This is a genomic window from uncultured Agrobacterium sp. (genome assembly GCF_913777885.1).
GTDB lineage: Bacteria > Pseudomonadota > Alphaproteobacteria > Rhizobiales > Rhizobiaceae > Agrobacterium.
Genome location: NZ_CAJYTV010000023.1, coordinates 1 through 21,388 on the forward strand (window position 1 = coordinate 1; position 21,388 = coordinate 21,388).

General features: G+C 58.1%; 17 protein-coding genes and 1 pseudogene. 2 read left to right on the forward strand and 16 right to left on the reverse strand.

Going from position 1 to position 21,388, the window contains the following annotated elements:
* The 16 genes and pseudogenes from QZ869_RS20190 to QZ869_RS20265 all read right to left on the reverse strand — a co-directional run.
* Positions 1-214: pseudogene (locus tag QZ869_RS20190) on the reverse strand (sugar ABC transporter permease); the annotation flags it as partial.
* Between the two features lie 121 nt (positions 215-335).
* Positions 336-1,649, reverse strand: a complete 1,314-nt coding sequence (locus tag QZ869_RS20195; RefSeq protein WP_296106922.1) for a sugar ABC transporter substrate-binding protein — start codon at positions 1,647-1,649, stop codon at positions 336-338.
* Positions 1,650-1,790: 141 nt separating this feature from the next.
* Complete coding sequence (locus tag QZ869_RS20200) at positions 1,791-2,744, reverse strand: sugar-binding transcriptional regulator (protein ID WP_113179178.1); 954 nt, start codon at positions 2,742-2,744, stop codon at positions 1,791-1,793.
* 105 nt (positions 2,745-2,849) lie between these two features.
* A complete protein-coding gene (locus QZ869_RS20205; RefSeq protein ID WP_296106925.1) occupies positions 2,850-4,700 on the reverse strand; it encodes an ABC transporter ATP-binding protein in 1,851 nt (616 codons plus the stop codon).
* Positions 4,701-4,828: 128 nt separating this feature from the next.
* Positions 4,829-6,226, reverse strand: a complete 1,398-nt coding sequence (locus tag QZ869_RS20210) for an amidase (protein WP_296106926.1) — start codon at positions 6,224-6,226, stop codon at positions 4,829-4,831.
* A 54-nt stretch (positions 6,227-6,280) separates the two neighbouring features.
* A complete protein-coding gene (locus QZ869_RS20215; RefSeq protein ID WP_296106929.1) occupies positions 6,281-7,102 on the reverse strand; it encodes an ABC transporter permease in 822 nt (273 codons plus the stop codon).
* On the reverse strand, positions 7,099-8,049 hold the full coding sequence (locus QZ869_RS20220) for an ABC transporter permease (RefSeq protein ID WP_296106931.1): 951 nt from the start codon (positions 8,047-8,049) through the stop codon (positions 7,099-7,101). The genes QZ869_RS20215 and QZ869_RS20220 overlap by 4 nt, the downstream gene beginning before the upstream one ends.
* A gap of 99 nt (positions 8,050-8,148) precedes the next feature.
* Positions 8,149-9,684, reverse strand: a complete 1,536-nt coding sequence (locus tag QZ869_RS20225) for an ABC transporter substrate-binding protein (protein ID WP_296106934.1) — start codon at positions 9,682-9,684, stop codon at positions 8,149-8,151.
* Positions 9,685-9,920: 236 nt separating this feature from the next.
* Complete coding sequence (locus QZ869_RS20230) at positions 9,921-10,826, reverse strand: LysR family transcriptional regulator (protein WP_113179174.1); 906 nt, start codon at positions 10,824-10,826, stop codon at positions 9,921-9,923.
* 93 nt (positions 10,827-10,919) lie between these two features.
* On the reverse strand, positions 10,920-11,669 hold the full coding sequence (locus QZ869_RS20235; RefSeq protein ID WP_296106938.1) for an ABC transporter ATP-binding protein: 750 nt from the start codon (positions 11,667-11,669) through the stop codon (positions 10,920-10,922).
* Positions 11,666-12,499, reverse strand: coding sequence for an ABC transporter ATP-binding protein (locus QZ869_RS20240; RefSeq protein ID WP_113179172.1), 834 nt, complete (start codon positions 12,497-12,499; stop codon positions 11,666-11,668). The genes QZ869_RS20235 and QZ869_RS20240 overlap by 4 nt, the downstream gene beginning before the upstream one ends.
* Positions 12,500-12,510: 11 nt before the next feature.
* Entirely contained in the window at positions 12,511-13,443 is a 933-nt protein-coding gene (locus QZ869_RS20245) for an ABC transporter permease (protein ID WP_296106963.1), read from the reverse strand.
* Positions 13,440-14,507 carry an ABC transporter permease gene (locus QZ869_RS20250; protein WP_296100593.1) on the reverse strand — a complete coding sequence of 356 codons (1,068 nt, stop codon included), beginning with the start codon at positions 14,505-14,507 and terminating at the stop codon, positions 13,440-13,442. Before QZ869_RS20250 ends, QZ869_RS20245 begins: the two co-directional genes overlap by 4 nt.
* 18 nt (positions 14,508-14,525) lie before the next feature.
* On the reverse strand, positions 14,526-16,166 hold the full coding sequence (locus tag QZ869_RS20255) for an ABC transporter substrate-binding protein (RefSeq protein WP_296035670.1): 1,641 nt from the start codon (positions 16,164-16,166) through the stop codon (positions 14,526-14,528).
* Positions 16,167-16,201: 35 nt separating this feature from the next.
* The gene (locus tag QZ869_RS20260) at positions 16,202-17,257 is read right to left on the reverse strand and encodes a dipeptidase (protein ID WP_296106965.1); all 1,056 of its coding nucleotides are present in this window, start codon (positions 17,255-17,257) and stop codon (positions 16,202-16,204) included.
* A 233-nt stretch (positions 17,258-17,490) separates the two neighbouring features.
* Positions 17,491-18,405, reverse strand: coding sequence for a LysR family transcriptional regulator (locus QZ869_RS20265; RefSeq protein ID WP_296106968.1), 915 nt, complete (start codon positions 18,403-18,405; stop codon positions 17,491-17,493).
* Between the two features lie 97 nt (positions 18,406-18,502).
* On the opposite strand from QZ869_RS20265, the gene QZ869_RS20270 reads away from it, so the two are divergent.
* Both QZ869_RS20270 and QZ869_RS20275 read left to right on the forward strand, forming a co-directional pair.
* On the forward strand, positions 18,503-19,690 hold the full coding sequence (locus tag QZ869_RS20270; RefSeq protein ID WP_296106970.1) for an acyl-CoA dehydrogenase: 1,188 nt from the start codon (positions 18,503-18,505) through the stop codon (positions 19,688-19,690).
* Positions 19,691-19,928: 238 nt separating this feature from the next.
* Positions 19,929-21,365: an NAD-dependent succinate-semialdehyde dehydrogenase gene (locus tag QZ869_RS20275; RefSeq protein WP_296015493.1), complete on the forward strand. Its 1,437-nt coding sequence runs from the start codon at positions 19,929-19,931 to the stop codon at positions 21,363-21,365.
* Positions 21,366-21,388: the final 23 nt, after the last annotated feature.

Genomic DNA, 21,388 nt, shown 5'->3' on the forward strand with positions numbered 1-21,388 from the left:
TATTCCAGATGGACTGAAGGAAGGCCGGATCGGTGTAGAAGAACTTGTAGTTGAACAGGCCAGCAAAGCTGACATTGGCCGGGTTCAGCAGATTGTAGTTCTGGAAAGAAAACCACAGCGTCATCGCAAGTGGCACGATCATCCAGATCAGAAGCAGGAAAACCGAGGGCGCCATCATCACACGCGCCAGGCTCCTGGTGTTTTGCGTTGCCATTCGCTGTCCTCCCAGTATCGCGCGCAGCGTCAAGACCGCATGCAGGTGCATTTTTTTGATTATAAAGACGATTAAGAATGCCCGCCGCCCGGCTTTTGCCGGACGATGGGCTTTGGGAGGATTACTTGATGTAACCGGCGCGGGTCATTTCGCGTGTCGCGGTGGACTGAGCACCCGAAAGCGCATCATCGACCGAAGACTGACCTGCAACGACCGCGGAGAAAAGCTGTCCGACAGTGGTGCCGAGCGACTGGAACTCAGGGATCGCCACGAACTGACCGCCCGTATAAGGCACAGGCTTGACGGTCGGCTTGGTGATATCGGCTGCGTTCATGGCCGCAAGCGTCATCTTGGCGAAAGGTGCCGCCTTCTCGTAATCAGCATTCTTGTAGAGCGAGGTGCGCGTGCCCGGAGGAACGTTGGCCCAGCCTTCCTTGGAAGCGACGAGATCGGAGTAGTCCTTGCTGGTTGCCCAGGCGATGAACTTCTCTGCTGATTCAGCCTTTTGCGAGCTCTTCGGGATGGCAAGGTTCCAAGACCACAGCCAGTTGCCGTGGTTCTTCAACTCGCCATGCGTCGGGAACAACGCATAGCCAACCTTGTCCGCAACCGTTGAGTCCTTCGGATTCGACACGAAGGATGCAGCAACGGTAGCGTCAATCCACATGCCGCACTTGCCCTGCTGGAAGAGCGTCAGGTTTTCATTGAAGCCGTTGGAGGCTGCACCCGACGGGCCGGCATCCTTCATCAGATCGACGTAAAACTGCAGCGAATTCTTCCACTCGGGCTGATCGAATTGCGGCTTCCAGTTTTCATCGAACCAGCGGCCACCGAAAGAGTTGGTGAGCGCGGTGATGAAGGCCATGTTCTCGCCCCAACCGGCCTTGCCACGCAGGCAGATGCCGTTGACGTCAGCCTTGCGGTCGGTGATCTTTCGGGCCGCGTCACCGATGAATTCCCACGTCGGGTTTTCCGGCATCTTCAGACCAGCTTTTTCGAACAGGTCCTTGCGGTACATGATCATGGCGGATTCGCCATAGAAGGGCGCCGCGTAAAGCTTGCCTTCGACCGTGAGACCGCCACGGATGGAGGGCAGCATGTCGTTGACGTCATACTTGTCGCCAAGCTTTTCGAGCGGCAGAAGCCAGCCCTGCTTTGCCCAGATCGGAACCTCGTAGTTACCGATCGTCATGATGTCATACTGGCCACCATTGGTGGCGATATCCGTCGTTACGCGTTCGCGCAGGACGTTTTCTTCCAGAGTGACCCATTCGATCTGAATGTCCGGGTTCTTGTCGGTGAATTCCTTTGTCAGTCCCTGCATGCGGATCATGTCACCGTTGTTGACGGTGGCAATGGTCAGTGTTTCTGCAGACGCGAGGCCGGAAAAGGCGAGAGCCGAGCATGCGCCCAGCAGAAGTGTCTTCAATGTCATGATCTTCCTCCCAGAAGAAAAATGAGCATTCGCTTTGCTCGAGGGCAATTACTCACTTTGAAACACAAAATGTCAAGCACCATCCTGCGCTGCAGCGCACAAGTGACGGCTAATATGCTGATTTGAAAATAATATTTCTGCTCAGTGTGTGAGCATATATTCGGCAGATTGCTCGTCCGTGATGATCCCGTTCAACAAACCCCCTCGTAAGGCGGCCAGCATGGCGGGGGATTTTTTCCGGCCCTGAGCAATGCCGATGACCGTGCAAGTCTCGCGTGACGGAACGGGGACAGATGCCACACGGTCATTGATGGGATTGGTTATGATCTTTCCATCGCCGTCAAAGAACCAGCCGCAGATTTCCCCCGCAGCCCCTTCGGCGATCAGACGCTTCATGTCTTCGACAGCCAGAAATCCATCGACGCACAGCGGTGCGTTCTCCCCGAGTTCACCCACTCCCACGAAGGTTACGTTCGCCGCGGCTCCAAGCGACAGAGTAGAGCGCACCATCGCCTGGTCGTGCAGAAGTTCTCGCTCTTCGGCAGATGAGCAGAGAACTGGCAAAGGCATCGGAAAATGCCGTGCCTTGATTGCATCTGCCATAGAGAAAATGACGTTGTAATAGGCCGCCGAACCGTCCGGCCCGATGTTGCCGGTTAGCGAGACGATGCGATGCTGCGGACACTCCATCGGCGGCAGCTGATCAACCGCCGCTTTGAGTGTCCGTCCTGTTCCGATCGCAAGGACGATCGGGTCCGGCTGACGCAGCCAACGTTCGATTTCCGCAGCACCCGCCTCGGCAATCCCAACCGTCGACGACGTTCCTGCCGGATCGCTCGGAACGACTTCGACATGCTTCAGAAAAAAGCGCTCGCGCAGAGCTTCGGCCTTTTCCAGGCAGGCAGCAATTGGATGATCGAGCCTGACCTTGATCAGGCGTTCGGCCACCGCCAGCGAGACCAGCCTTTGCGCCGACTGGCGTGAAATTCCCATGGCGGCGGCGATCTCATCCTGGGTACGGCCAGCCACATAATAGAGCCAGCCGGCACGTGCCGCATCGTCTAACCGCCCACCGCTATCGGATCGTCTGGCCATGTCTTTGCCCTAAGCTCTTCGTCACCAAGTGCTGACATTTTTTGCGGCAAAATGTCAAATTATGAGACACGGCAGGCGAATCACGATCCGTAGTTCCTAACCTTTTCAGCTTGCTTCCTGCACGAGATGACCAGCCGAAACCTCTCGATAATGACGTGGCGGCGGCACGTAACCTGCGGGGCGGATTGGGCTTTTGATTTCGTCGGTCGCCATGTTGCGCCGAATATGCCGTCGCGAGGGGTCCGGCACTGGAACGGCAGACATCAGCTTCTTCGTGTAAGGATGCTGGGGATTATCGAAAACGGCGGCGCGCGGGCCAATCTCCACGATCTCACCGAGATACATCACCGCTACACGATGACTGACCCGCTCCACCACGGCCATATCGTGTGAGATGAACAGGAAAGCCAGATTGAGGCTCTGTTGCAGATCAAGCAGAAGGTTGCACACCTGCGCCTTGATCGAGACATCAAGCGCCGAGACCGCCTCGTCGGCGACGATGACCTTGGGGTCGAGCATCAAAGAGCGGGCAATGGCGACGCGCTGGCGCTGACCGCCTGAAAATTCATGCGGGAAACGCCCCATGATATCGGCGTGAAGGCCAACTTTCTCCAGCAGATCCGCAGCCTTTTCACGCGCCTGCTGCTTGTTGCCGAGGCGATGCTCGAGGAAGGGCTCCATGATTGCGGCACCCACGCTCATGCGCGGGTCAAGGCTTGCGAAAGGGTCCTGGAAAATCATCTGCACACTGCGCCGCATGGCGCGCAACGTGACCTTGTCGAGTTGCATCACCTCATAGCCATCGAGCATCACATTGCCGGACGTCGGCTCGATCAGTCGCGTGATCGAGCGACCGGTGGTGGATTTACCGCAACCCGACTCGCCAACGAGCGAAAGTGTTTCTCCTTCGGAAAGATCGAAGGAGACCTTTTCCACCGCGTGGACGGCACCGGATTTACGACCAAGAAGACCGGAGCGGATATCGAAGCGGGTCGTCAGATCTTTGACCGACAGAATGGGCGTCTTGCTACCCGAAACCGTGTCCTTCACCTCCGCTGCGGGCTGGCTTTCTCCCGTCTTGATATCGACGATCGGGAAGCGGGCGGGAAGCACGCGCTCCTTCATCGAACCAAGCTTGGGCACCGCAGAAAGAAGCGCACGCGTATAGGGGTGCTGGCCACGGTGGAAGATATCATCCGTGGTGCCGGTCTCCACCACATCACCGCGAAACATGACGATGGTGCGGTCCGCGACTTCAGCCACGACACCCATATCATGGGTGATGAAGAGGACGGACATGCCCTCCTCTTCCTGCAGCTGCTTGATGAGGTCGAGTATCTGGCCCTGGATCGTCACATCGAGCGCCGTTGTCGGCTCATCGGCGATCAGGAGCTTCGGTTTGGACGCAAGGGCCATGGCGATCATCACGCGCTGGCGCATCCCGCCGGAAAACTGATGCGGATAATCGTTAAAGCGGCTCGTCGCATTGGGAATGCGCACCTTTTCCAGAAGCCGGATGACTTCAGCCTTCGCAGCTGACGAAGACATAGGCTGATGGACGGTGAGCGCTTCGGCGATCTGCTTGCCGATCGGAAAGATCGGATTGAGGCTCGTCATCGGCTCCTGAAAGATCATCGAGATCTCCTTGCCACGAACCTTTTGCATTTCCTCTTCCGGCAAGCTCAAAAGATTGCGCCCGCCGAGCATGACTTCCCCTTCGATGCGGCTCATCCTCTTATCCAGAAGACGCATGATGGAAAGCGACGTGACACTCTTGCCCGAGCCACTTTCCCCGACAATTGCCACCGTTTCGCGCGGCGCGATCTGGAAACTCATATTTCGAACCACGGACTTCCATCCGTCAGGAGTGCGAAAGGATGTGGTGAGATTTTGAACCGACAGGACGGGGGTCACAGACCCGCCGGTTGCTTCCATGGACGTTCCGGCCAAAAGCATGCTGATCTCCTTAAAGTTTGACCGCACAATCGCATGTCGGCATCATGGTATTTCTCGTTTCGGGCGCCACAGCTCGGCTTGAAGCATCGCCCAGCGCGCTAACGCTTGCAACCTCGGCACCCGCGTGATCAGCCTTGCGGTTGTGGCTTCGGCCACTGTTTCACACCCCCGCCCCAGTCCTCGAACGCCTTGGATAACTTCAAGACAAAGAGATCCTCGTAGCGCGGGCCGACGATCTGCAGGCCAATAGGCATGCCGGATTTCGAGAAGCCGCAATTGATCGAGGAGGCCGGTTGCTCGGACATGTTCCAGGGGACAGTAAAGGCAATGTGTTCGAAGGGCAGCTCTGGGTCATTGGTAGGAGAGGCCCAGTCTGCCGGATAGGATACGATCGGATTGGTCGGCGAAATGACGGCATCCACCTTCTGCATCAGCCGCCCGCAGCTTTTGCGCATCTCCATGGTCTGGTTGAAGCCGAAAACTGCGCGCGACCCTGACACCTCGGCACCCTTGCTCGCCCAGTCCAGAATATAGGGCAAAATCGTTGCCCGGCGTTCGTCGCTCAAGGCCACCATATCGCCCCAGAATCTGGCCCGCCAGAAATCGTCCAGACCGTCCAGCATCTCGCGCGTCAGCACCGGCTCGACTGGAACGATGATGGCGCCTGCCGCCTCGAAAAGTCTTGCAGCAGACGTGACGGCATCACGGACCTCGTCATCCAGAGGCAGGCCGCAGCCCGCATCCAGCATCAGGCCGATCTTCAGGCCCCTTACGTCGATCTCCAGATCCAGCCAATCGATGGTGTTGGGTGGCAGCGACGTACCATCGCGCCAATCCGGACGGCTCAATGTCGACATGGCGTAAGCAGCATCGGTGACGGTGCGCGTCATCGGCCCGGCGCAGCGACCGGTGTAAAAGGGATCGACCGGAATACGGCCTTGGCTGGGCTTGAAACCAAAGAGCCCGGTCCATCCGGCGGGAAGACGCACGGAGCCGCCGATATCCGTGCCGACATGGAGCGTGCCATAGCCCGCAGCCCCTGCCGACGCTGCTCCTGCACTAGAGCCACCAGGGTTTTGCGTTGGGTCCCACGGGTTGCGGCTCAGATTGTGAAAACTGGAAAGGCCCGACGAAAGCATGCCGTAATCCGGGCAGGTCGTCTTGGCATAGAGGATCGCCCCATCTTCACGGCAACGGGCAGCCACCGGTGCATCCTCCAGGGCCGGAACAAGCTCGACCGCCTTTGTGCCGAGCGGTACAGGCTGTCCCTTCGTGGCGATGAGTTCCTTGAGCGAGACCGGAAGGCCATCGAGGGGCCCGAGCGTTTCTCCCCTGAGCCAGCGCTGCGTCGAGGCTGCCGCCTGCCTGCGTGCATCTTCGGGATCATAGGCGTAAAGCGCGTTCACGATTGGCTCGAATGCCTCGATGCGTGCCTCCACTGCCTGCCAATATTCTGACGGGGACAGTGCCTTGTCGCGGTAAAGCGCCAGAATTTCGAGCGTGTTGAGGTCTATGAGATCGGCCATGGAATCGTCTCGTCGTAAATTACAGGTTGTGAGGGTGATATCGGCTCCGGGCGATCACGTCGTATCGCGCGGATCGAGGAGATCGCGAAGGCCATCGCCGAGCAGATTGAGACCGAAGACCGCAAGTGCGATGGCAAGCCCCGGCATGATGGCAAGCCATGGAGCGACGCCGAGATAGGTTTGGGCATCGGCGAGCATCCGTCCCCAGGTGGCGGCAGGCGGGGGCATTCCGAGACCCAGGAAGGAGAGGCCGGCTTCCGTGAGGATGGCAAGGCCGAGCTGGATCGTCACCTGCACGATGATCTGGTTGGAGATATTAGGGACGATGTGAAAGAGCGTGATCTTGGCGCGGTTCTGACCGATGCTGGTCGCTGCGGTAATATACTCTCTTGCCCATATCTGCAGTGCGGCACCTAGCGTCAGCCGGGCAAAGACAGGCACCATGAAGGTGGCGATAGCGATGATGGCAGTAAAGCGACCGGTACCGATGAACGCACCGAGCATCATCGCCGACAGAATGGGTGGCACGGCGAAGATGATATCGCAGATGCGCATCACCACGGTCTCGGTAAATCCGCGCAGAGCGGCGACCGTAACGCCGATTCCAGTGCCGATGAAGGCACCGATGGCGACCGCAGCGATCGCCGTCGACAATGAGTTCCAGGCTCCCGCCATCAGCATGGAGAGCACATCGCGACCGAAGTGGTCGGTGCCGAGCCCACCATAGACGAAGGGCGACTTCAGCTTTTGAACGATCTGCATTTTTGTGGGAGACAGCGGCGTCCAGACCAGGGACAACAATGCGACCGCAATCAGAAAGCTTGTGACGGCAATGCCGATGACGAATGCCGGGCGGCGCCGGAGCAAGTGAATCATCGCGCACCTGTCCGCAATCTTGGATCGATGAAGAGATAGGCGATATCGACCAGGAAATTCATGGTGATGACGAGTGCGGAGAAGAACAGCACGACAGACTGCATGACGACGATATCCCGCTGGGTCAGCGCTTGATAGGCAAGCCGTCCGAGGCCTGGCAAGTTGAAGACATTCTCCACCAGCACCGCGCCGGCAATCAGAAAGGTGAATTGCAGACCGATCATGGTAACGACCGGGATCATCGCATTTGGCACCGCGTGCCGCCACAATGCGACACGCTCGCTCAGGCCCTTTGCCCGGGCGGTGCGAACGAAATCCTCATTCATTACTTCGAGTACAGCGGAGCGGCAGACGCGGGTCAGAACACCCGCTTGCGAAAGGGCAAGCGCTATGGCCGGCAGAAGGAGCGAAAGAAGACCGGCGAAAAGGCTCGGCGTCCAGCCGGGAAAACCGCCAGCAGGCATCCAGCCGAGCGTGGTGGAAAAAAGAATGATGAGCAGCAACCCGACCCAGAAGCCAGGCACGGCGATACCCACGTGGGAAAACAGACCCGCCGCGAAATCGAGTGCGCCATTGCGGTTTCGTGCCGCCGCCACACCGAGCGGGATGGCGATGGCAACGGACAGGCAGACAGCGAGAAGCGCAAGCGGTAGGGTAACGGCCAGCCGCTCGACAATCAGACCTGCCACCGGCACACCGTAAGTATAGGACTGCCCGAGATCGCCATGCAGAACGCCCGTCAGCCAGTGAACATAACGAAGCGGCAGCGGCTGATCGAGGCCCATTTGTTTCTGCAGTGCGGCGAGCGTATCGGGACTGGCAGAGGTGCCGAGCATGATGGCCGCCGGATCTCCCGGCAGCAGGCCCATGACGAAATAGATGATGAGCGACACCGCAAACAAGGTGACGACGAGGCTTACGAGACGCCGGATGAGGACGGCTAACATCTGGCACCTACTCCTTGTGCACCAAGATCGGTTGATTGCAATCGCTCCGTCTCACCGGATCATGCCCGGCGAGACGGAACGTGCTGTCCCTGCGAAGACTTACTCTTCCCAGCGAACGTCCGTCAGCACGTTCGACGGTATAGGTTCATCCTGCCAAAGTCCCTTGACCTTCTTGTCCCAGACACCAAGCTTGGGCATCACAAAGAGAAAGAGCGCCGGCACGTCCTCAGCGAGGATCTTCTGCGCCTCTCCGTAGAGCTTTTCCTGCTCACCGGCGTCGGCGGTCTTCTCGACATTGGCAATGACCTCGTTGAAGGCCGGGTTCTTGTAATTGAAGTAGTAGGGGTTACGGGAATAGATATCGATGTCCATCGGCTCGGCATGGGCGACGATGGTCATGTCGTAATTACTACCCTTGAACACATCCGCGACCCACTTGGCCGGAAACTCGGTCGTCTCGATCGTCATCGTCACGCCGATTTCGGCGAGCATGGCCTGGAGAACCTGCGATGTGCGCTGCGCATAGGCCATCTGAGGGGCCTTGATGGTGAAGCTGAAGCCATTCGGGAACCCGGCTTCGGCGAGCAAGGCCTTGGCCTCCTCGACATCATATGGGTAGACGCCCGTTGTATCGATGTAACCGCGGTCATTAGGGGTGTAGTGACTACCGATGGCGGTGCCGAGACCGGACCACGCGCCTTCGATAACGGTCGGACGGTCGACCGCCATCATCAGCGCCTGGCGCACACGCTTGTCGTCGAAGGGCTTGCGGGCATTGTTCATGCCCGCCACGACCTTGAGTTCGGTATTGCCAACGAAGGTACCGAGGCGTGCGTCGCCATCAAAGGAGGACATAAGCTCCGGCGCGCCAAATTCCGGAAATGCGTCGATATCGCCGGCTTTCAGAGCCGCTGCCTGAGCCTGCGCATCGGAGACGAAGCGGAAGGTGGCTTTCTCCAGCTTTACCCCGACGTTCTTGTCCCAATAGGACGGATTCTTTTCAAGCTCGACCTTGTCACCCTTTGCCCAGCTCACAAATTTGAATGGGCCGGTGCCGATCGGCGTCGTGCGGTTGGTTTCCGCAGTCTTCGGCGCGACCATGACCGAGGCTGGCCAGCCCAACCAATAAATGAGGCTGCCAGCGGGCTGCTTCAGTTTCAACACCAGCGTTTCAGGGTCCGGCGTCTCGATGGTATCGATGGAAGCAAAGAAGCGTTTCTGCGGATTGACCGAGCTCTCGCCACGGGCACGATCCAGCGAAAACTTAGCAACGGAAGAATCAAAGGCTTCACCGTCATGGAAGGTCACGCCCCTGCGCAGCTTGAACGTATAGGTCTTGCCGTCCGGAGAAATCTGCCAGCTCTCGGCGAGCTGCGGCTTGACTTGCCCCTTGCTGTCAATGGTGACAAGGCCTTCGAAAATGTTCTGCCACGTGACCTGACCGATGGCGACAGGGGCTGCGATCGTCGGGTCCAGGCCCGTCGGCTCGATCGCCATACCAAGCGTCAGCGCCGTCTTGGGTGCGGCCTCAGCTTCGACAGCCGAGAACGGCAGCCAGAGTGCCGTACCCAAGGCAAGGGTCAGGGCGGTCCGGCGAGAAAGCTTCGCCGCCTGCGAAAAATAAGTGCGTGGCATCATTATCCCCTGTCGGACGGCCCGGGCTTTTTGCCCTTTGAAAGACCATCTGTTGCAAAAAGAGTGGCACGGAGACGGCGCACACACAATCTGCATTTTTGTGTGCTCCGCGTAGCGGAAAACGCTACACGGTCTTGGGGAGGAAAATCAACCGACAGACGGTGATCGAATGGACAAAGTTCGATAGAGGAAAAACGTAAAGCATCGAGAACGAACTTGAAGGATCGCGATGCTCCTTACGGAGACGTTGTTGCCTCACGCATGAAACGTTCGATAAAGTCGGCGAGTTTGGAGGCTGCAAAGGAGAGTTGCCGGTCCGGCGCGACGCAGAGGTCGATCTGTGTGTGGATGCCCTTCTTGGCAGCCAGAGGGACGGCAACCATCTGGCCGCTGCGCAACTCGCGCGCCACCGAAAGAGCGGGCAGAAGCGTCGCCGCAGCGTGACCCTGCACCAGTTCTTTCAGCATTTCCAGCGAGCTGGTGATAAAGACCGGATCAAGTTCGATCCCTGCCTCAGCAAAGAGGGCGTCAAACGCCTGTCGTGCGGCAAAGGTTTTGTCCGGCAAAGCAAGTGGAAGCCCGGCAAGTTCCTTCAACGTCACTTCGGGCTGGCCGGCAAGGGCATGCCCCGCCGGGAAGATCGCATCATAGCTGATGCGCGTGCGTGAGCGCACCTTAACGCCGGAAAGCCTCGGCGCAAAGAGGCTGACGACGAGGTCGGCTTCCGCCGTTCCCAACGCCTCTATGGCTTGGCGCGCGCTGGTGATATTGACCTCAAAACGCAGCTTTGGATATTTCAGGCTGAACTGTGCAAGGACGGGGGCCAGCAGATTGGCGACGGTCGCGCCATTGGCATAGATCGTGACGCGCCCGCGTTGCAGCCCTTTCAGGTCATCGATCAGCTGGTTGACATGGTCCAGCTCCCGCAGCGTCTTTCCGGCGCGTGCGGCAAGGAGTTCGCCTGCCGCCGTCAGCTTCACCCCACGGCTGGAGCGCTCGACCAGCGGTGTGCCAAAATAATATTCGAGATTTTCGATCTGACGACTGACCGCGGTGGGTGCAACATTCAGGTTCTCGGCCGCCGCGCGCATGGAATTGGTGCGGACCAGTTCATCGAAATACATCAATGCGCGCAATTGCATGGAGCGATCATCCCCAGTTTTCGATCAAGGCTGCTGGACAGACTTAACCAGCGTCCTCCGCTGTTGCGGTCATACTCCAGGCGTGAGCCGGTCTCAATCTCGCCGGAAACCTTCGCTCGCCACCATCAGCTGACGGGTATAATCGGCGGAAAACTCTCTGGTCTCCAGCTGATGTACATCCATCGACTCGACGATCTTGCCGCTTTTCATCACCGCCAACCTGTCGCACATGTGGCTGATGACGCCGAGATCGTGGCTGACCATGACGAAGGTGAGGTTCCTGTCCTTGCGCGCCTGTTCAAGCAGATTGAGAATTTCCGCCTGGATCGACGCATCGAGCGCAGACGTCGGTTCATCGAGAAGGAGGATTTTCGGCTCCAGGATCAGAGCGCGAGCAATCGCGATGCGCTGGCGCTGGCCACCCGAAAGCTGGTGTGAATAGCGGAACCGGAAGCCGGTGCCGAGCCCCACCTCGTCCAGAGCGCGAGTGATGCGCACTTCCTTATCGTCCATGCCATGAATGGCGAGCGGCTCCAGCAGAATGGCATCCACCGTCTGGCGCGGATGGAGCGAACCATAGGGGTCCTGGAATACCATCTGGACATCGCGGTAGAAGCTCTTGTCGCGCGACTTCTTGTTATAGGTCCGTCCCTCCACAGTGAGGGTACCTTCCTCAAAATGGTTGAGACCGGCAATGGCGCGCAGGAGTGTGGACTTACCGGAACCGGATTCGCCAACAAGCCCGAAGGATTCACCTTTGGCGACCTCGATGCTGACCCGATCGAGCGCTAGATAACCGTCGAAGTCGACGACGATATCCTTGGCAGACAGTGCGACCGTCATAGGCGCCACTCCGCTTGACGTTGAAGGACCGGCAGCGGATGCCGGTGCTCGCCGATCTTCGGCAGACAGTTCAGGAGCCCCTGCGTATAGGGGTGTTGCGCATTCTGCAGATTGGCAGATGGCAGCTCTTCCACCACGCGGCCCGCATACATAACGAGCACACGGTCGCAGAAGGATGAGACGAGCCTGAGATCGTGTGAGACGAAAATCAGGCCCATGCCGCGCTCACGGACCAGCTTGTCGAGAATATCGAGCACTTCCAGCTGCACCGTCACGTCGAGCGCCGATGTCGGCTCGTCCGCGATCAGAAGCTCAGGCCCGCAGACGAGCATCATGGCAATCATGACCCGCTGCCCCATGCCGCCGGACACTTCGTGCGGATAGAGGCCAAAGACGCGTTCGGGATCACGGATCTGCACCGCCTCAAGCATATCGAGCGCGCGCTTCTTCGCCTCGGCAAAGCCGATTCTCTCGTGCGTCTTCAGCGTCTCGACGATCTGGCGACCGATAGTCATGACCGGGTTCAGCGAATATTTCGGGTCCTGCAAGATCATCGCAATCTGCTTGCCGCGAATGGCGCGGCGCTGCTTAGCAGGCGCTCTCAAAAGATCGATATCGCCGAAGCGAAGTGCATCGGCCTCAATTTTTGCATGACCAGGGGTCAGCCCCATGATGGCGCGACCGGTCTGTGATTTGCCTGAACCGGATTCGCCGACAATGCCGAGACGTTCCCTGCCGAGCGAAAAGGAAACGCCCCGCACGGCTTCAACCAGGCCTGTTCTGGTCGGAAAACTGACCCGCAGATTGTCGACCGTCAAAAGAGGTGTCATCGCAGATGTGGTCACTGGCCAGCCTCCTTCGGATCGAGCGCATCGCGAAGCCCGTCGCCCAACAGGTTAAAGCCAAGGCTGACGATGAGGATGGCGGTACCCGGCATCGCGGCAACCCACCATTGGTCGAGAATGAAGCGACGGCCGGATGCAATCATCGCGCCCCATTCGGGGAGTGGTGGTTGCGCGCCGAGCCCCAGGAAGCCGAGACCGGCGGCAGTCAGGATTATACCTGCCATATCCAGCGTCACGCGCACGATGAGCGAAGAGAAACACAGCGGGATGACATGTTTCAGCACGATGCGCCAGGGAGATGCCCCCATCAGCTTCACCGCAGCGATGAAATCGGAATTGCGAAACGTCATGGTCTCGGCACGCGCAATACGGGCGTAAGGCGGCCATGAGGTAATGGCGATCGCCAGCACAGCGTTCTCGATGCCGGGACCGAGAGCCGCGACAAGCGCAAGCGCAAGAACGAGCTTCGGGAAAGCTAGGAAGATATCGGTGATGCGCATCAGCACCGCGTCGATCCATCCACCGGCATAGCCTGCGACGGTGCCGACGATCAGCCCGATCGGTGCGGCGATAATTGCCACCAGCACGACGACGAAGAGTGTTAGACGCGAGCCGTGGATTAAACGGGACAGGATATCGCGCCCTTGATCGTCTGTGCCAAGCCAATATCCATCGGTTCCTGGAGGAAGAAGGCGGGCGTTGCGCAAATCCCCCTGGACTGCGGAATGCGGTGCGAGCACATCTGCGAAGATCGCCACCAGGATCAGCGCCAGAATGATGCCGAGGCCAGCGAGCGCCAGACGGTTTTCCGAAAAGCGCCGCCAGATGACGTAGGCCCGTCCGAGCCGCGCCTGCTTTCGCGAGGTCGGGCGGTCGGAGAGAAGCCATTCGCGGCTATAGGGTTTCACGATGGTCATTGTATCCGTCATCGGCTGCGCGTCCTTGGATCGAGCGTCCGGTAGAGCAGATCGGACAGGAGATTGATGCCGATGAAGACGGCGCCGATCACGATCGTGCCGCCGAGCACGGCATTCATATCCGCATTCTGCAGGGAATTGGTGATGTAAAGGCCGAGCCCCGGCCACGAAAAGATCGTTTCGGTCAGAACCGAGCCTTCGAGTAGACCGGCGTAGGACAACACGATGACCGTCAGCAGGGGTACTGCGGCATTGCGCAGCGCATGGAACCAGATGATGCGTGTTTCTGACAGTCCCTTGGCGCGAGCAGCGACGATATATTCCTGAGCCAGTTCATTGAGCATGAAAGAGCGAGTCATGCGGCTGATATAGGCGAGCGAGAAATAACCGAGCAGTCCAGCGGGCAGTATGATGTGGCGGAACAGATCCCAGAACACGTCCCATTGGCCCTGCCACAGCGCGTCGAACAGATAAAATCCGGTCGTAGGCGTGAAGGTGAACTCGTAGACAATATCGATACGACCCGGATAGGCGACCCAGTTCAACTTGGCGTAAAACAAGAGAAGCGCCAGAAGGCCGAGCCAGAAGATTGGCACGGAATAGCCGATAAGCCCAATGACACGCACGATCTGGTCTATAATGCTGCCGCGCTTGACCGCCGCCAGCACGCCAAGCGGAACGCCGAAGATAGCACCGATCAACGTACCGAGCGTGGCAAGCTCAATGGTTGCCGGGAAGACGCGCTTGATGTCGTCCATCACCGGATTGGTTGTCAGCACCGACGTGCCAAAATTGCCCGTCAGAGCCTGCTTCAGGTAGATGAAGAACTGCTGCCAGAGCGGCAGGTTAAGACCGAGCTCTTCTCGAACGCGCTCCACCACATGCGCAGGCGCGCGATCGCCGACGATTGCCAGCGCCGGGTCGATCGGGATGACGCGGCCGATAAAGAAAGTTACCGCCAGCAACCCCAAAAAGGTGGTAACGACGGTAACGACGAAGCCAAGAACGGCGATGAGGCGCCTGTTGGCACGGCGTTTGCCGTGCCTCAGGCTTGCGGGGGTTTCAACGATACTCAATGGACCAATCCTGCCGGATCATTCCTTGGAGATCGTGTAGACGTAGTTGGTATCGAAGCTTGGGCCGAGCTTCAGGCCCTTGAGCTTGTTGGAGTAACCCGCCACCTCTGTCTGCTGGAATACGATGACGAAGGGTCCGGTTTCCAGAACCTTCTTCTGCAGATCCTCATAGATCTTGGCGCGCTTGGCGCTGTCTTTTTCCAAAAGCGCCGACTGCGTTTCCTTCGTCAGCTCCGGAACGTCCCAGGCATTGCGCCAGGCAAGCGTCTTGTTCTTGCCTTCGTCGGAGTTGTCGTAGTTGATGGTAAACGTTTCGGCATTCGAGTTCGGGTCGAAATAGTCCGAACCCCACTGTCCGATATAGATGTCATGCGTGCGCGCACGATACTTGGTCAGCGTCTGCTTGCCATCGCCCGGAATGATTTCCAGCTTGATGCCGGCCTGTGCCAAGGTCTGCTGAACATTTTCGGCAATGCCGGTGACAGGCTGCGTGTTGCGCACGTCCATAGTGACTGTAAAGCCGTCCTTCAGACCAGCCTTGGCCAGCAATTCCTTCGCCTTGGCAACATCCAGCTTGTAGGGGTTCTCATCCAGCGCACCCAACTGCCCCTTCGGCAGGAAGGTCTGGTGGATTTCGCCGATGCCCTTGATGAGCGTCGCGCCAATCGCGTCATAATCGACGAGATATTTGAAAGCTTCCACGACTTCAGGCTTCTTCAGGTTCTCATTCTTCTGATTGAGGCTGAAGTAATAGACTGTGCCTTTGGGTGCGGAAGTGATGGAGAGACCTTCCTTTTTGGAAACGGCCTCCATATCGCCGGGCTCAAGGTTACGCGCCACGTCAATATCGCCGTTTTCAAGCGCCAGTCGCTGACCGGAGCTTTCCTTCATGTGGCGATAGACGACGCGCTTCAGCTTAGGCTTTTCACCATAATAATTCGGGTTGGCTTCCATGATGACGGCTTCATTGGCCTTCCAGCCGAGGATCTTGTAAGGGCCGGAGCCCGCGTAGCCGGTCTTCAGGAATTCATTGCCAAAATCGGTGTCGTATTTGTAATCAGCGGTCGGCGTCATCGCCTTGGCCTTTTCCATGACAAGCTTCTTGTCGACGACCGAGGCAACAGTCGCGGTCAGAACGTTCAGGACGAAGCTTGGCGCATAGGGCTTATCGACTGTCAGCGTGAAAGTATCAGGTGCGGTGGCCTTGGCCTTCTCTGTGACGTTGTCGCCCTTCAGGCCGAACTGCGTGAGAAGGAAGGCAGGGGACTTGTCGAGCTTGATGGCGCGCTCGAAGGAGAAGGCTACATCGTCCGCCGTGACCGGATTGCCGGAGGCGAACTTGAGGCCGGGCTTCAGCTTGAAGGTATAGGTCATGCCGTCTTCCGACGTCGTCCAGCTCTCGGCCAGATCGCCGATAACCTTGGAGGTGTCGTTGAGGTCGATGGAAACCAGCTTGGAATAGGTGTTGCCGGTGACTTCCGCGGCCGACAGCTCGAATGCCTCACCCGGATCGAGCGTGATGATGTCATCGATGGCGAAGCCTTCCACCAGCGTATCAGCCGGTGTGGCGGCAAAAGCCTGGGGCGCGGACAGCGCAATCAGCGACAGCGCGGCGCTGGTTGCCAGAATGCGGGCCATTTTGTTGAGCGACTTCGTCATTGTTCTCCCCTTTATAGGTTTCATATCACTCTTGTTCAGGTCGGCTCATGCCAGGCTTGAGCCAGTACGCGTAGCCAGTTTTCCCGGCACATTTTAGCAAGTTCTTCTTCAGAGTAGCCAGCAGCTTTGAGCGCAGCAACCAGATTCTGATTGCCTGCAGCATCGGCGATTTCCGCCGGTACCGTTGCACCATCAAAGTCGGAGCCAAGCGCGACGCAATCGATGCCCATGCGCTCGACCATGTAATCGATGTGGCGGACCATATCGGAGAGCGGTGTGTCGGCATCGTCGCGCGCGTCGGGGCGAAGCATGGTTACGGCGTAATTCAGGCCAGCAAGCCCGCGGCTTTCCTTGATCGCATCCATCTGTCTGTCGGTCAGGTTACGCGCCACACCCGTCAGTCCGTGAGCGTTGGAATGACTGGCGATCAGCGGCTGATCGCTCGTCTTTGCCACATCCCAGAAGCCCTTCTCAGTGATGTGCGCGAGGTCGATCAAAATGCCGAGTTCGTTGCAGCGCTTGACCAGTTCGAAACCGGCATCGGTCAGACCCGGTGCGGTATCCGGCGACATGGGATAGGCGAATGGAACGCCATGGCCGAAGGCATTGTGGCGGCTCCAGACGGGCCCGAGCGAGCGCAGACCAGCAGCGTAGAATACTTCAAGCGCGTCGAGATCTTCATCGATCGCCTCGCAGCCTTCCATATGAAGGACTGCGGCAAAGATGTTGTCGTCCATCGCCTTGCTTATATCGGCCGTGGAGCGGCAGATTTTCCAGCCTCCTGCACGCTCCAGGCGATATGCGATGGCCATTTTTTCCATGGCAATATCGAGTGAGGGCTGGCGCTGAAGGGGGGCCGCCAAGGGCGTGACGTAGTGGCCATTTGCGTCCGGCTCCTGCAAAATCAAATCGCCAGAGGGGATATATATGGCGCAAAAACCACCGGCCAGTCCACCGGCCTTGGCACGCCGCGCATCGATGTGGCCTTGCGAGGTTCCGCCGATGAATTCCTGGACTGGGTCCTGTCCCTTCTTGTCATTGTGCCACAAGCGCAAAAGCACATCATTATGACCGTCGAAAACCAATTGCATTTCAAGTTATTCCAGGATTGAAGCAGAACTTTATCGTTTTAAAACAAAGTCTTATAGATGGATTGAGTGGTCATGACGCAAGAAGACAAAACGCCGTGCCGCAATTCAGCAGATTGTCGTCGCACGCGATCTAGGACCATATTCCGGGTCTTCGCAAGCTTAAAATTGGTGCAAGATGAAATTATCGCCACAGCCCAAGTGGGATTCTCAAAACTATACAAACTGAGCGCGAACTAGTGCGTATTTTGCTCGCGAAAGATTTCACTTTCACCAAGCAGCCAGCGCCGAAACAGCACCACGGGGCCATGATTGATGCGAGAGAGTGGAGCGACCGCATAGTAAGAGCTCGGGCTTTTGATCGGATGATCGAAAGCCTGAATCAGTTGTCCCGATTTCAGCTCGCTTTCGATGAGAAAAAGCGGCATCAAGGCAATGCCGAGGCCCGCAATACAGGCCTGGGCGACACTGGAGAATTGCTCGAAGCGCATGGCCGGCGCCTGATGCGCAACAATGCCGGCGCTCTTGAACCAGTGGTCCCATGCGCCCGGCCTGGAGGCCATGTGTAGTAAAGGGAGCCCGACGATATCTTCGCCATTGCTGATTGGATGGCTCGTCAAAAATGCCGGGCTACAGACTGGCGCCACCATCTCGTTCATGAGAAAAACGCTTTCTGCCGCTGGCCAATCCGGCTGGCCGATGTGAATGGCCATATCGAGACCTTCCTTCTCGAAATCGAACTGCCCGATGCGTGTGGCAAAATTCAGGGTGATTTCCGGGTGGGCCGCAACGAATTTCGGGATGCGCGGCAACAGCCAGCGTGTGCCGAAGGTCGGCAGCATGGCAAGGTTCAGCGCATTGGCATGCGTTTTGGTCATGACCTGCAGCGAGGCGGAGCGAATATCGCCAAGCGCGATACCGATGGCTTTCGCGTAAGTCTCTCCCTCCCGCGTTAGCGAAACGCCCCGCGCCCCACGCTCGAACAGCTTCACCCCAAGCTGCTCTTCAAGTGACATGACCTGCCTGCTAATCGCGCCCTGCGTCAGGGAAAGCTCGTCTGCCGCCAGCGAAAAACTGCCCAGCCGCGCGACGGAATCGAAGGCAGCGAGCGCGCCGGTGGACGGCAGCAATTTACGGCTGAGTGAGGTCATGGTGCATTCCTATCGGTAATAGCTGAATGAGTAAACATGGCTTGCCCAGCAATGATGAATTGCCAATAATCGCAGCAACAAAAGTGGAGATTTCATCGTGAGCGACCGCGCATCATTCAATTGGCAGGATCCGTTTCTGCTTGAGGATCAACTGAACGACGACGAGCGGATGATCCGCGATTCTGCCGCCTCCTTCGCCAAAGCTGAGCTTCTCCCCCGCGTCCAGGAAGCCTATCTCTCCGAAACGTCCGAACCGGAACTGTTCCGCCTGATGGGCCAGGCGGGCCTTCTTGGCGTTACGCTGCCGGAAAAATACGGCGCAGCCGATGCCAGCTATGTCGCCTACGGTCTCGTGGCACGTGAAGTTGAGCGCATTGATAGCGGCTATCGCTCGATGATGAGCGTCCAGTCCTCGCTCGTTATTTACCCGATCTTTGCCTATGGCTCGGAAGAGCAAAAGGATAAGTATCTGCCGGGGCTCGTTTCCGGCGAACTGATCGGTTGCTTTGGCCTGACAGAACCCGATGCCGGTTCCGATCCGGGCGGAATGAAGACGCGCGCTGAAAAGATCGAAGGCGGATACCGCCTTCGCGGCTCCAAAATGTGGATTTCCAATGCGCCGATCGCCGATGTCTTCGTCGTCTGGGCGAAGTCGGAAGCGCACAACAACGAAATTCGCGGCTTCGTTTTGGAGAAGGGCATGAAAGGCCTCTCGGCACCGAAGATCGGCGGGAAGTTGTCGCTGCGCGCTTCGATTACTGGCGAGATCGTCATGGATGGCGTGGAAGTGGGCGAAGACGCGCTGCTGCCAAACGTCTCCGGGCTCAAGGGCCCGTTTGGCTGCCTCAATCGGGCGCGTTACGGCATCTCCTGGGGTGTCATGGGTGCGGCGGAAGATTGCTGGTTCCGTGCGCTGCAATATGGTCTCGATCGCAAACAATTTGGCAAGCCTCTCGCCGGCATGCAGCTCTATCAAAAGAAGCTCGCCGACATGCAGACTGAAATCGCGCTTGGCCTCCAGGCATCGCTGCGTGTTGGTCGTCTGTTCGACGAGCACCGCATGGCGCCGGAAATGATTTCGATCATCAAGCGCAACAATTGCGGCAAGGCACTGGAGATTGCGCGCCAGGCGCGGGATATGCATGGCGGCAACGGCATCCAGATCGAATATCACGTGATGCGCCACGCCCAGAACCTGGAGACGGTCAACACCTACGAGGGCACGCATGATGTTCATGCGCTGATCCTTGGGCGGGCCCAGACCGGGATTCAGGCATTCTTCTAAGCGACATCACCAAACATCCGGACCCGGCCAATGGCCGGGTCTTTTGCATTGCGAAATAAGTCATACTTTTAGATATTGCTGGTTGAAACAAGCGACCGGAGAAATAATATAAGAGGCTCACCGCCGTCTTTGGTTTCACCGAAGACATCCCGTTCCGCTTCATGCTGCAACCGACTTGCTGATTGAACGAAATGCACCGGTGTCCTGCCGGTCGGTAAAAAAACGCGAAGGTCTTTACATGCACAGCTATCCCGACGTTAAACTCTTCATCAATGGCGAGTGGCGCGACGCGCTCTCCGGCAAAACCATTGCCGTCTCCGACCCGGCGACCGATGAAATCATTGGCTCGCTTGCACATGCGGAAAAGGAAGATCTGGATCTTGCACTTTCCGCCGCCGACAAGGGCTTCAAGGTCTGGCGCGACACATCAGCCTTTGAACGTTCCAAAATCATGCGCAAGGCCGCCGATCTTCTGCGCGAGCGCATCGATTACATCGCCTGGCTGATGACCCGCGAACAGGGCAAACCGATCGCCCAGTCCAAAGGCGAAATCAATAATGCTGCCGACACCATCGACTGGTTCGCCGAAGAGGCGCGCCGCACATATGGCCAAGTCATTCCGGCTCGCTTCGGCGGCGTCTCCAATCTGGCCATCAAGTTCCCGGTTGGCCCGGTCGCGGCTTTCACGCCCTGGAATTTCCCGATCAACCAAGTGGTGCGCAAGCTTTCGGCTGCAGTCGCAACCGGCTGTTCGATCATCGTAAAGGCACCGGAAGAGACACCAGCATCGCCGGCAGAGCTTATTCGCGCGTTTGCCGATGCGGGCATTCCAGCTGGCGTCGTCAACCTCGTCTATGGCGTCCCGGCCGAGATCTCGGAATATCTCATTCCGCATCCGGTCATCCGCAAGATTTCCTTCACCGGCTCCACGCCGGTCGGCAAGCACCTTGCTGCTCTTGCCGGTAAGCACATGAAGCGTGCCACGATGGAGCTCGGCGGTCATGCGCCGGTTCTGGTTTTCGGCGATGCCGATCTCGACAAGGCAATCGAAGTTTCCGCTGCCGCCAAGTTCCGCAACGCCGGTCAGGTCTGTGTCGCGCCGACGCGCTTTCTCATTCAGGACAGTGTTGCCGATAAATTCATCGACGGCATCGTGAAATACGCCGAAGGCCTGAAGATCGGCAACGGTCTCGATGCCGACACCGGCATGGGACCTCTGGCCAATGAACGCCGCATTCCTGCGATGGAAGCCCTTATCCAGGACGCCGTTTCCCATGGCGCCACCTTGAAGACTGGTGGCAAGCGCATCGGCAACAAGGGCAACTTCTTCGAGCCCACCGTTCTGACCGACGTGCCGACCAGCGCCAAGATCATGAACGAAGAGCCCTTTGGACCGGTGGCGATCGTCAATCGCTTTTCCACCATGGAAGACGCCATCGAAGAGGCAAACCGCCTGCCATTCGGCTTGGCATCCTACGCGTTTACCGGTTCGGTGAAGACGGCGCACGCGCTTGGCCAGCGCGTCGAGGCAGGCATGTTGACGATCAACCATAACGGTCTTGCGATCCCGGAAGTGCCCTTCGGCGGCGTCAAGGATTCCGGCTACGGCACGGAAGGCGGTTCGGAAGCGGTTGAGGCCTATCTCGAAACCCGCTTCGTCAGCCAGATGAACTAATCGATATCCACACAACAGGCCCG

What these genes read in the sequence shown, in the direction of transcription:
- QZ869_RS20195 (WP_296106922.1), bottom strand. Translation starts at nt 1,649, where the DNA reads ATGACATTGAAGACACTTCTGCTGGGCGCATGCTCGGCTCTCGCCTTT.
- QZ869_RS20200 (WP_113179178.1), bottom strand. Translation starts at nt 2,744, where the DNA reads ATGGCCAGACGATCCGATAGCGGTGGGCGGTTAGACGATGCGGCACGT.
- QZ869_RS20205 (WP_296106925.1), bottom strand. Translation starts at nt 4,700, where the DNA reads ATGCTTTTGGCCGGAACGTCCATGGAAGCAACCGGCGGGTCTGTGACC.
- QZ869_RS20210 (WP_296106926.1), bottom strand. Translation starts at nt 6,226, where the DNA reads ATGGCCGATCTCATAGACCTCAACACGCTCGAAATTCTGGCGCTTTAC.
- QZ869_RS20215 (WP_296106929.1), bottom strand. Translation starts at nt 7,102, where the DNA reads ATGATTCACTTGCTCCGGCGCCGCCCGGCATTCGTCATCGGCATTGCC.
- QZ869_RS20220 (WP_296106931.1), bottom strand. Translation starts at nt 8,049, where the DNA reads ATGTTAGCCGTCCTCATCCGGCGTCTCGTAAGCCTCGTCGTCACCTTG.
- QZ869_RS20225 (WP_296106934.1), bottom strand. Translation starts at nt 9,684, where the DNA reads ATGCCACGCACTTATTTTTCGCAGGCGGCGAAGCTTTCTCGCCGGACC.
- QZ869_RS20230 (WP_113179174.1), bottom strand. Translation starts at nt 10,826, where the DNA reads ATGCAATTGCGCGCATTGATGTATTTCGATGAACTGGTCCGCACCAAT.
- QZ869_RS20235 (WP_296106938.1), bottom strand. Translation starts at nt 11,669, where the DNA reads ATGACGGTCGCACTGTCTGCCAAGGATATCGTCGTCGACTTCGACGGT.
- QZ869_RS20240 (WP_113179172.1), bottom strand. Translation starts at nt 12,499, where the DNA reads ATGACACCTCTTTTGACGGTCGACAATCTGCGGGTCAGTTTTCCGACC.
- QZ869_RS20245 (WP_296106963.1), bottom strand. Translation starts at nt 13,443, where the DNA reads ATGACGGATACAATGACCATCGTGAAACCCTATAGCCGCGAATGGCTT.
- QZ869_RS20255 (WP_296035670.1), bottom strand. Translation starts at nt 16,166, where the DNA reads ATGACGAAGTCGCTCAACAAAATGGCCCGCATTCTGGCAACCAGCGCC.
- QZ869_RS20260 (WP_296106965.1), bottom strand. Translation starts at nt 17,257, where the DNA reads ATGCAATTGGTTTTCGACGGTCATAATGATGTGCTTTTGCGCTTGTGG.
- QZ869_RS20265 (WP_296106968.1), bottom strand. Translation starts at nt 18,405, where the DNA reads ATGACCTCACTCAGCCGTAAATTGCTGCCGTCCACCGGCGCGCTCGCT.
- QZ869_RS20275 (WP_296015493.1), top strand. Translation starts at nt 19,929, where the DNA reads ATGCACAGCTATCCCGACGTTAAACTCTTCATCAATGGCGAGTGGCGC.